The organism is Marinifilum sp. JC120, from assembly GCA_004923195.1.
Taxonomy (GTDB): domain Bacteria; phylum Desulfobacterota; class Desulfovibrionia; order Desulfovibrionales; family Desulfovibrionaceae; genus Maridesulfovibrio.
The window spans coordinates 1-11,158 of sequence record RDSB01000034.1 but is presented as its reverse complement, the minus strand read 5'-3'; the positions used below and the strand labels follow the sequence as shown (position 1 = coordinate 11,158).

Below are 11,158 nucleotides of genomic sequence, written 5' to 3'. Positions count from 1 at the left end.
ACATGGGTATCCCCTCCCGCCGGATACGGCAAAGTAATGGTTCTGACCACCTGTAACTAAAGGAGAATATCATGAAGATAGAAGAAAAAAGACCAATGTCATTCAGAACTTTAATTATGATTGTTTTTGCCTGCATCGCTCTACTCGTGGCGGTACTGATTGCCCTCAGCTATGCCCCCAAAGTTTTTGCAGGGGATGCCACCAGCTTCAACCCTACTTCTGTTGCAGTTCAGGCTCGGGCCGCCAGCGACACGCCCATTGGTGGGATAATACCTTATTCAGGCAGTTCTGTTCCTGAAGGATGGCTGGAATGCAACGGCCAATCCACTGCTGGTTATCCAGAATTAGCTGCCGTGCGTGGCGCAAATGTTCCCGACCTGCGCGGTGAATTTATCCGGGGATTGGACAGTGGCCGCGGAGTAGATGCTGGCCGGACACTTGGAAGCGCACAGGATGATGCCATGGAAAGCCATTCGCATAGTACCACTATCACTGTTTCACTTTCTGGTTCTGTTTCAATTCCTACTTGGAGCGGGTCCGGCCTTGGTTCTTCAACAGTCGGACTTGGTAGCATCAAATCTTCTGGACAGCAGACTTTGGGTTTTTCGGGGTCAGGTTCCGGGACCGGCACTTCCACAACAGCAGGGAGTGGTTCAGAAAATCGCCCCCGCAACGTAGCACTCATGTACATCATCAAAGCTGAGTAGGATTTCATCATGTCAGATTCTCCTAACAGCCTTACACAGCAGTCTATGGGCGGCAAACGGAACAACAGGATAATTATCATCTGCATTGTTATTGTAATGATGATTGTCTCCGTCATGGCTTACTCGCTTTACAACTCCAGCAAGAAAAATAAAGCGGCAAAAAAAGAAAAGGCCGCTGTGACCGAATCGGATATCAGGCAAACCTTGACCGAACCTGAAACATTCGGTCTTTCGCTCCCTCCCAAAGAGGAAAAGAAAGAGAAAAAGCTCCCGGCCCAAGAAAAAGTCTCGGTTACAGTTGTTCGCCCGGTCGAACCAACCGAGGCGGAAAAGCAACATCTAAAGGAACTTCAGGAACTGCGGACATTCAAACTTGAGCGGATGAAAGCGGCCCTCGCTGCTCCGCTCAAAATCCAAGCTTCAATGCCGGAAAAGAAAAACGTCAAAGTCATCCAAACAGACATAAATGATGTTCGCTCCCGGCATCCTTTAAATATTCCGAATCTTTCTGCTGTTGCCCCTGCGGAAAATGATGACCAGCAAAATAAAGAAGAATTTCTCAGCACCCGCGCAGCAAAAGATGGTTCATGGCAGCTACCTTTTGAGCGAGTTCCCGGTAAACGTTTCGAACTGAAAACCGGGTCAGTCATTGCCGGGATTATGATCACCGGTATTAATTCAGATCTTCCTGGCCAGATAATCGGGCAGGTCAGCCAGAATATTTATGACACCGCCACCGGGCAATACATGCTCATCCCACAAGGTGCGCGCATGATCGGGGTTTATGATTCCAGGGTCGCTGCCGGCCAGACTCGTGTTCTGGTTGCCTGGAACAGAATTATCTTCCCAGACGGCTCATCCATCACTCTCGGCATCATGCCCGGAACCGATATCGGCGGCTATGCCGGTTATTCCGGGGATGTAGATAACCACTATCTGCGCATCTTCGGCTCTTCAGCCATCATGAGCCTGATTAGTGGCGGCATGGCCTTCGCTATGGACTCCTTCAATAAAGGATCATCATCCCGCAAAAATCCCAGCCTTCAGGATGAACTCGGTTCGGCACTCTCCAGCCAGCTCGGCCAGTCTACCCTTTCGCTTTTGCAGAGCAACATGGCCATTAAGCCGGCCATCAGCACCGCTCCGGGTAAGCGTTTCAACATGGTCGTGACCAAGGACATCGTTTTCGCGCGTCCTTACAAGCCATACAGGATATAAAGATGACTAATAACGTATACGGACTTGGTAAAAAGAAAGGACGTGGATGGAGCGGTTTGCTTTATCTCCTTTTCCTCCTGTTACTGGCCTGCGCCGCCATGGGCTACGCCACACAGAACACTGCCATTTTATACGGCCATCATAAGGCTCTGGGACAGACTGCCTATGAACAATTCTACTGGCCGTGGATGATCTTTCACTGGGTGAAAATTGTTCAGCCAAGTGAGTATCTTGATCGTATCATATCAACTTCCCTTATCATTTTTGTAGCACCGCAAATATTTGTCTTGGGCCTGGTCGCTCTTTTCTCCGGCAAGCCCAAAGGTGTTGATGACATCCATGGAACTGCGCATTGGGCTGAGAAAAAAGAGATCAAAAAAGCCGGTCTGCTCGAAGGCTCCGGAGTCTACGTAKGAGGCTGGCAAGACAAAAAAATCCTTCGTTATTTACGCCACAACGGGCCGGAACACATCATGGCATTCGCGCCTACCCGCTCCGGTAAAGGCGTCGGTCTAGTTCTGCCTACTCTGCTTTCATGGAATGAAAGTTCAATTGTCCTTGATATTAAAGGTGAGAACTGGGCGTTGACTTCCGGCTGGCGCAGAACTCAGGGGCATAAGGTTATGAGATTTGACCCAACTGACACAACCGGCACCTCCGCGCGCTACAATCCCCTTTCTGAAATCAGGCTTGGTGGCCCCCACGCCATTCCTGATGCCCAGAACATTGCCAGCATGATTGTCGACCCGGACGGCAAAGGACTCAAGGATTATTGGAACAAGGCTGCTTTCTCATTTCTTGGGGGAACGATCCTGCATTGCCTTATTTATTTCCGGATCAATGCCGGCACCCACGCCACATTAAATGACCTGTCGCTGATGCTTGCCGATGAAAACAGAGAGATGTCTGAGCTGTTTGAAGAAATGCTAAACGAAGATCATGTGGCCCAGCTTGAAGAACTTTTTGGCGAAGAAATGGATAACGATTCAAAGGTCGCCATCAGAAAATTCATTGCAGCGGCAGCCCGTGAAATGCTCAACAAAGCCGGAACAGAACTATCTGGAGTAGTATCCACTGCCGTAGCAAATATGTCATTATACCGCGATCCGGTTGTCAGCAGATCCACATCCGGAAGTGACTTCCGCATCGCTGACCTCATGAATTCCGAGCAGCCAGTTTCACTTTATCTCGTCATCAGACCCTCAGATATCGACCGCCTACGTCCGCTGGTCCGGCTAATCCTAAACATAATTCTGCGCCGGCTGACTGAGGAAATGGAATTTTCAAACGGAGCGGTCAAAGCCGGCTACAAGTATCGCCTTCTGCTTATGCTCGATGAGTTCACTTCCCTGGGCAAAATGGAAATATTTGAACGTGCCCTGGCTTTCATGGCCGGCTACGGAATCAAGGCCTACATCATCGTGCAGGATCTCGCCCAGCTCCAATCAGCCTACGGAAAAGAAGAATCCATCATGAGCAACTGCCATCTGCGCATAGCATACGCGCCAAACAAAATTGAAACTGCACAAGTCCTTTCCAAGATGACCGGTGAAGCAACAGTCGTACAAAGAAAGACCTCAATTTCCGGCACAAGAGCCGGACACTTAAACAGAGCCAACGTGAGTATTTCCGAAGCTAAACGCGCCCTGCTCACGCCTGACGAATGCATGCGACTTCCCGGTGCGGAAAAGGATCGTAACGGAATGATGCTCAAAGCAGGCGACATGCTTATTTTCCCCGCCGGCTTTGCTCCAATCTACGGCACGCAGATCCTCTTCTTTCTTGATCCTGAATTCCTTGAACGGTCGAAGATTTCGGCCCCTGCTGAATCCGACAAACTTAATGAGCAGATTGAAGAAGCACCAGCTCCTAATGAGCCGGCAATAGATTTGGATGCTGAGATGGAAGAACTCGAAGAGGGCCCTGTTTATGAAGATGAAGAATACTGAGATTGAAACACTGCTCCCTGTGCGCTTCCCGCGTGAAGCCTGCCGGACCTGTCCGGCCTGCGCCGCATGGATGGCCGCCAATGGTACCAGAAAAACAGGCCGTCCCGGTTGTTCTGTCTGCCATGGAGATGGGCGCATTCCATACATGTTTCTGCCTCCAGAACAAGTTTCTGGGCGCGCTTTGGTGAAGGTTGAACAAGGGCCGATCCCGCTCCTGAAGCCCATGTTTGGAGAATGCAAAGAACCGGGCAAACACCGGGCCATGCGAATGGGCAAGCAGGTACGCTGCCCCGGCTGTGACGACCTATGCGTGATGCCTGAAGGAATCAACGCAGGCGATCTAATTTCAACTGACCTGACTTCTAAGGAATCAGTCCATGAATGCAACGGCACGAAAATACGAACCTCAAGGCTCTAGCAACTACAGTGATCAGTATCAGAATCAAGCTGATACCAATCATCTGAGGAAGCTCATGCGCCATGATATTGCCGGATTCTACAACCGTCTTTCCGTAACCGGCAAAAGGATTCTTGCCGCTCTCATCCAGTCTGCACCGACTATGGATGAGCCGTTTCCTTTTGTGGTTTCAAGTCTGCAACACGGTGTTAAATGCAGCAAATTGAGCGTCCTGCGCACTCTTCCCAAAGGAGAGAAAGCGGGACTCTTCCTTCGTGAAAATCACGAATCCGGACGCAGGCATGGAAGCATCATTACCTTATATAAAGAACGCTGCGAGTTCTTCCTGAGTCTTTACAAACAGGAATACGGATTGCTGCTTGATACCGATCATGATCGGTATCAGACACAGGGTGTTACCAATGCTGACCGGTATCATATCAACTTCGGTAACAAGCAGGATCAAAAGGCCAAGCCAGCCCAGTCTTTGAACTTAGCCGACAATATAGACACTCTCTTTTCCCGCTTATCCGATCAGGGCAAGCGTGTGTTCGGTACAATCTCATCAATTGCAGACCAGACTGAACAGGACGAGATATCCCTTGTAATTCAATCCATTGCCAGAGATGCAGCTTGCAGCGAAGTAACAGCTAGGCGGGTCATCAAACAGGGACACGAAGCCGGGATATACACCAAAAGGACACACGAACGCGGCCCTCGTTTCGGTATAATCCTCAAACTGAACACCGCCCCCATGGGACGCATGAAAGAGCTGTTGCAAGCCTTTCCCGCTAAGACTGTTACCGATGCTGATCGGTATCAGCCCGGTGTTACCGAACATGACCGGTATCATGACCGCAATGATACCGATCTTGATACCAAACATGATCGGTATCCTGTTACCAATGCTGTTTTAGTCGCCAAACAAGCCATGAAGCCCTGCCAATCAGGGGCTGAAGACAATTCAGCTCCGCAGCCTGATACCAATGCTGATCGGTATCAAAACCCGGTAGTATTAGATAGACAGATAAAAAATCTATCTGGTTCTGAAGAGAATGAAGAAGAACGTTGGGCGCGCAGGCTGCTTTCGATCAGCACAGACGAATTTCAAATCCTTTGGCCTCGACTCCATGATGAACGGTTTGGTCCTGATCAGATCCGCCAGATAGTTCAACACCGACTTTCCTTCGATGAAACTATCCTCGATATCGAGAACTCCCTGCATGCCGCTGAATGGGAACTGGAACACGACACTTTCCCGGAAGCGCGCAAAGGCCCCTGCAATTACCTCTTTGCGACTCTGAAAAGCAAAGGCACATGGCGCAGGCCTGTGGGATTCCTGACTCCGAGCGAACAGGCCCTTGCTAATGCCAAAAAAGAAAAAGCCGTCATCCGTGAATTGCAGGATCTGGACAAAAAGAAATCCCAAAAAGCCGAACAGGCTGCCCGTGATGAAAAATTTGAAGCTTGGCTGACTGAACATACTCCTGAAGAGCTGCAAGCCATTGATGCGCTCTGCCCCATGCTGCCCAGTACCGAGGAATCCAAACGTACTTGGCGTAAATCCTACTGGAACAAAAATATCAACAGGAACGCAGCATGAAAAATATGCTGCTAATCCTTTTCTTTCTCCATGCGCTGGGAGTCGGCTACCTGTTGCATGAGTTGGGCTTTCGCTTCAACTTCACCGATTCCATGCCCCATGGAATTTACCAGATTGTCCCTGGCAAACCTAACCGGGGCGACCTGATCACCTTCAGTCTCGCTGAAGACAATCCCTATTTTCTAATTTCCCTTCAGCGGCACTATCTGGGCCTGAACGGTAACAGGCCACTGCTCAAAACTTTAGCCGGTCTTCCCGGAGATTCCATCGAGATCTCCGCTGAAGGAGTCTGCATTAATTCCAAGCTGCTCCCGCACACACAAGCGAGATCCTGCGACCGCTACGGCCGCCAGCTTCCAATTTTCCTGAATTCTACTGTTATCCCCTCTGCCAAAGGTCTGGCCCTGTCCACCTACACCGAAAACAGCTTTGATGGCCGGTACTTCGGGCTGGTGGATATGGATCAGGTGCGGAGGGTTGTACCCATTCTAACCTTCAGGCTGTTCAAAAATGGTGAGATGCAAGGCGCAAGAAAAATTCAAGACCGACGCGTATATACAATACGCGAGGGTTTGGATTTTTTGCAGCAACGCAGCAGATCGACGTTTTTCAACTGCCTGTAAACTCGGAGGATAGATCATGCGCCTATTCATCGCGGAAAAACGAGATGTGGCCTTAGCCATATCCCAAGCTCTGGGCGGACCTGACAGGCCGACCGGAGCAGCCTTTCACGTAAACGGCGATCGTATCACTTGGCTCTGGGGCCACCTGCTGCGGCTGACCGTCCCGGAAGAACACGACGAACGATACAAACTCTGGGATCTGAACACCCTGCCCATGAAATGGCCAGTCACCTACGCCCCGGAAGACAAACACGTCGACCATCTCAAAAAAGTCATTGATCTCGCCCATCAGGCTGACGAGCTGATCAATGCTGGCGACCCGGACCCAGAAGGTCAGCGACTGGTCGATGAAGTTATCGAGTTTGCAGGTCTACTGGAAAAACCGACCAGAAGATTACTGATCAACGACAACAACGGTTCCGCAATTCTTAAAGCTCTTGAGCACATGGAAAACAACAGCAAGTACCATGGGCTGTCCATGTCCGCGCTGGCTCGTGCGGTTTGTGATCAGCGGTATGGTTACAATCTGACTCGCTGCTATTCCACGCTGGCCCAGAAAAAAGGCTATCAGGGCGTGCTTTCAGTTGGCCGAGTCCAGACTCCTATCCTCGGTCTTGTGGTTGCCCGTGACCGCGCCCATGAAGGACACGAAAAACAGGCGTATCATACAGTCAAAGCACAGATTGATATGCCGAGCCAGTTGGTTGAAGCCGAATACATCCCCGCACACGATGCGCCGGTTGATGAGAAAGGCCGGATCGCGGATGCGGTATTTGGCAAAAAGATTGCGAACGAAGTTCAAGGCAAGCCGGCCACGGTTCTTTCCGTGCAAACCTCCGAGCGCAAGAATGATCCTCCCCTGCCCTACAACCTGCTGGCCTTGCAGGCCGATGCTGCCGGACTCTGGAACTACAAGCCGAAAAAAGTGCTGGAGATCACCCAGCGGCTGCGTGACCAGCACAAGGCCATCACCTACAACCGCAGTGATTGCCGTTACCTCAATGACGAGCGACACGCAGAAGCACCGGAGCTGTTGCAGGCACTGACTCCAGCCTTCGGAGACATGGCCGAATACGCCACCCCGAAACTCAAATCCAAGGCTTTCAACTCTAAAAAAGTCACAGCGCATCATGCCATCATCCCGACCATGAATGTGCCGCAGCTGGGCAAGCTGAACGAAGACGAGCGACGCATTTATGGGCTGATCGTAAAGCTTTATATTGCCCAGTTTTATCCTCCCGCAGAATTTATGGCCACAAAAATAGAACTGAAAATAGCCGGCCACAAATTCAAAGCTGACGGCAGGCTGAACAGCTCACCGGGCTGGCGGCTGCTGGATGAGCAATACCGCAAAGATTACGAAAAAGCCGAGAAGCAACCGGAACTGCACAAACTCCAGCAGAATGATTCCGGAACCGTAGAATCCGCCGAATCAGTGAAGTCATTCACCAAGCCCCCTGCGCGCTACACCATGAAAACTCTGCTCAAGGATCTCACCTCGGTCGCAAAGTACGTGACCGATCCTGAAATCAAGAAATTATTCATGGACAAGGATAGCGACAAGCAAGACGAATCCGGCGGAATCGGGACTCCGGCTACCCGCGATTCGCACATTGAAACGCTCTTCAGGCGCGGCTTTGTGGCGGAGAAAAACAAGAAAGTCATCAGCACCGAGCTGGGCCGTGAATTTCACGATGCCCTGCCGGAATTCGCAGTTAAACCGGACATGACCGCTCTATGGCACGAGAAGCAAAAGCAGATCGAAGCCGGCGAATTGAATTACCTCCAGCTCATCGATGAGGTAGACGGTTCCGTTGCTCAGGAGATTGCACGAGTCAAACGCGAAGGCATTAATATCAAGAGCAACACCGTTCAATGCCCCAAATGCAAAACCGGATTCCTGAAGCCCCGCAAAGGACCGAAAGGTAAATTCTGGGGCTGCTCCGCATATCCCGATTGCAACGCAACCTTTCCCAACAAAGCAGGCAAGCCGGATCTCAAAGCAAAGCCTGCCAAGAAGCTTGAAGCATCCAAAGAACACAAATGCCCGGATTGCGGCAAAGGTATGATCCGTAGGCCTGCCAAACGCAAGGGCTTATTCTGGTGGAGTTGCAGCGGCTTTCCGGAGTGTAAGTTCCGCTGCTTTGATGAGAGAGGGAAACCGAAATTTGAAAACTAACCCACAAATTAAAGGAGAAAACATGCCCGACAACGACGAAATCAAAAAACACCTGAACGAACAGGCCGACCAGATCGCCAAAGAACTGGAAGAAAATCCCGGCGCGGCCATGGAAGTCGATCCGGAACTGGCCGACCACATGGGAGCCTTTGAAGAAGACGCCATCACAGCGGAAGAGGCGGAGGATGCATCATTCGATCCCTTTGATCCTGAAGACACAGAACCGGAGGAATTAGCACATGGCTAAGGACAAAACACAATACTATCAGCGTTTTGCTGATAAAATTATTGAAAAACTGGAAGAAGGAACCGCGCCCTGGCAGCGTCCATGGAAGCCGGGGGAATCTCAGCCGGCTTTCAACCCGGTAACAGGAAATGTTTACCGGGGATTTAACCAGGTGATGCTTGGTTCCGACGGTCTGAATGATCCCAGATTTATGACCTACAAACAAGCTGAATCACAGGGCTGGCAGGTTCGCAAAGGAGCAAAATCTCAGACGCTTGTTTTTTGGCAATGGTCAGCAATAAACGTGGTTAAGGATAAGGATGGCAAACCGGAACGAGATGAAGATGGAAACGTAAAAACCCAGCGAGTTGAACGAGATAAGCCGTATATACGCTTCTTCAATGTCTTCCACGCCAGCCAGATTGATGGAATCCCGGAATGGGATGGACGCGAAATATCGTGGAATCCGGATGACCGGGCGGAAGCCATTCTAGAAAATTCCGGCGCAAGCATCACCCATGATCAACGCGACCGTGCATTTTACAGACCTTCGTCTGATGAAATCCACCTTCCCCCGCACGCGGCCTTTGATAGTCCCGACAAATATTACAGCACCGCCCTGCACGAGCTGGGACACTGGACCGGGCATGAATCACGGCTGGACCGTGAATTCGGTCCTTTCGGCTCGGAGATTTACGCCAAGGAAGAACTACGCGCAGAAATCGCAAGCTGGATGACCAGCGCAGAAATCGGCATTAGCCATAATCCGGATCAACATGCCAGTTACGTAAAAAGCTGGGTCAAAGTTCTTAAGGAAGATCCGTATGAGATCGTCCGGGCCTGCCAGAGTGCTGAAAAAATCAAGGATTACACTCTAGGATTTGAGAAGGAACGAGGCAAGGAAGCAACCAAGGAGCAAGGCATGTCAGTTTCTGCCCCGGACAAGGCCAAGCTGGAACAACGCGAATCAAAATATGGAGTTCCGGAGAACGGCAAAATGTGGCTCAAAGTACCCTTCTCTGAAAAAAATCAAGCTAAGCAGCTCGGAGCCAAATGGGATCAGACTCAAAAAATGTGGTTTGCCCCTGAAGGAGAAGACGCGCAAAAATTTGCTGCATGGCTACCGGAAAACAAGGTCGCTGCGCAGCAAAAGGAAAAACCGCAAGAACCCCGGCTTGCCACAGAAAAAAACTATCTCAATGTTCCCTATCGGGAAAAAGGACAGGCCAAGAAACTCGGCGCACGCTGGGATAAATCCGAAAAGCTATGGTTTGTCGCTACCGGAACAGATCTCAATCCTCTAGCCAAATGGCTGCCCAAGGAAAAGGTCAATGCTCCGCAAACAAATGCGACGCAGGAATTTGCCAAGGCCTTGCAGGAAGCCGGACTTGATCTTCAGGGCCAGCAGCCGATCATGGACGGCACACTTCAACGAGTGCCAGTCATCGATGGCAAGCCCAATTCAAAGGACGGCGCATACAAAGGATTCCTTGATGCCCATCCAGCAGGATTCATCCAGAACCACAAGACCGGCCTGAAAATTAATTGGAAAGCTGATGGCCTAGAACTTACCGCCGAAGAAAAATCCCAAATCAAGGCACAGACTGCCCAGAAGAGGATCGAGCGTGAGAAAGCCTTAGCCGAACAACGCGAAAAGGCTTCAAAACGTTCTTTTGCCAAGTTCACCAACGCCAAATGGGCCACCCAGCAGCAGGAATATCTCACTAAAAAAGGTGTTCCGGCCTACGGAGTCAAGGTCAACGAACGCGGGGATTTGCTTGTGCCCGGTCGCGATGCGAACGGCCATATCCACACCCTGCAAACAATCACCCCGGAAGGAAAGCTCTTTGAAAAAGGCGGCCTGAAAGCGGGAATGTTCCACACCATTGATCCCGGCGAGAACATAGCCAAAGGCGGGCCGATCCTCGTTGCCGAGGGTTACGCCACTGCGGCCAGCGCGCATATGGCAAGCAACATGCCCACAGTTGTGGCTTTTGATGCTTCCAATCTTGAGCCGGTCGCCAAGGCCCTGAAGGCCAAATATCCCAAAAGCTCCATAGTGCTCGTCAGCGATAACGACCATCACCTTGAAAAAAATGTCGGGATAGAAAAAGCCGAAGCAGCAGCCAAGGCCGTAGGCGGTCTGATGGCAACCCCCAAATTCAATGAAGCTGAAAAAGAGCAAGGTCTCTCCGACTTCAATGATCTGCACAAATCGCGCGGAATCGGCGAAGTGCAAAAGCAAATGTCCCAGAC

Annotated in this window: 8 protein-coding genes and 1 pseudogene; all 9 read left to right on the top strand. The window is 50.8% G+C overall.

All coding sequences use genetic code 11. The annotated features are described in order from the left end of the window. The first annotated feature begins 71 nt into the window (after positions 1-71). Positions 72-707 carry a phage tail protein gene (locus D0S45_19845; GenBank protein TIH11625.1) on the top strand — a complete coding sequence of 212 codons (636 nt, stop codon included), beginning with the start codon at positions 72-74 and terminating at the stop codon, positions 705-707. A gap of 9 nt (positions 708-716) precedes the next feature. Further along, positions 717-1,925, top strand: a complete 1,209-nt coding sequence (locus D0S45_19840) for a conjugal transfer protein TrbI (GenBank protein ID TIH11624.1) — start codon at positions 717-719, stop codon at positions 1,923-1,925. A gap of 2 nt (positions 1,926-1,927) precedes the next feature. Next, positions 1,928-3,874 carry a conjugal transfer protein TraG gene (locus tag D0S45_19835; protein ID TIH11623.1) on the top strand — a complete coding sequence of 649 codons (1,947 nt, stop codon included), beginning with the start codon at positions 1,928-1,930 and terminating at the stop codon, positions 3,872-3,874. Beyond that, on the top strand, positions 3,855-4,292 hold the full coding sequence (locus D0S45_19830; GenBank protein TIH11622.1) for a hypothetical protein: 438 nt from the start codon (positions 3,855-3,857) through the stop codon (positions 4,290-4,292). The genes D0S45_19835 and D0S45_19830 overlap by 20 nt, the downstream gene beginning before the upstream one ends. Next, positions 4,252-5,874: a hypothetical protein gene (locus D0S45_19825; GenBank protein TIH11621.1), complete on the top strand. Its 1,623-nt coding sequence runs from the start codon at positions 4,252-4,254 to the stop codon at positions 5,872-5,874. The genes D0S45_19830 and D0S45_19825 overlap by 41 nt, the downstream gene beginning before the upstream one ends. Next, a pseudogene (gene traF, locus D0S45_19820) lies at positions 5,871-6,374 on the top strand (conjugative transfer signal peptidase TraF). The gene D0S45_19825 and the pseudogene traF overlap by 4 nt, the downstream one beginning before the upstream one ends. 139 nt (positions 6,375-6,513) lie before the next feature. Then, positions 6,514-8,676, top strand: coding sequence for a DNA topoisomerase I (locus tag D0S45_19815; GenBank protein TIH11620.1), 2,163 nt, complete (start codon positions 6,514-6,516; stop codon positions 8,674-8,676). Between the two features lie 22 nt (positions 8,677-8,698). Continuing rightward, a complete protein-coding gene (locus D0S45_19810; GenBank protein ID TIH11619.1) occupies positions 8,699-8,923 on the top strand; it encodes a hypothetical protein in 225 nt (74 codons plus the stop codon). After that, a partial coding sequence (locus D0S45_19805) for a DUF1738 domain-containing protein (protein TIH11618.1) occupies positions 8,916-11,158 on the top strand: 2,243 nt, incomplete at its 3' end. The genes D0S45_19810 and D0S45_19805, both read left to right, overlap by 8 nt.

Bases quoted from the DNA above. Each gene is read 5' to 3' on its own strand.
- D0S45_19845 (TIH11625.1), top strand. From the start codon at position 72: ATGAAGATAGAAGAAAAAAGACCAATGTCATTCAGAACTTTAATTATG.
- D0S45_19840 (TIH11624.1), top strand. From the start codon at position 717: ATGTCAGATTCTCCTAACAGCCTTACACAGCAGTCTATGGGCGGCAAA.
- D0S45_19830 (TIH11622.1), top strand. From the start codon at position 3,855: ATGAAGATGAAGAATACTGAGATTGAAACACTGCTCCCTGTGCGCTTC.
- D0S45_19825 (TIH11621.1), top strand. From the start codon at position 4,252: ATGAATGCAACGGCACGAAAATACGAACCTCAAGGCTCTAGCAACTAC.
- D0S45_19815 (TIH11620.1), top strand. From the start codon at position 6,514: ATGCGCCTATTCATCGCGGAAAAACGAGATGTGGCCTTAGCCATATCC.
- D0S45_19810 (TIH11619.1), top strand. From the start codon at position 8,699: ATGCCCGACAACGACGAAATCAAAAAACACCTGAACGAACAGGCCGAC.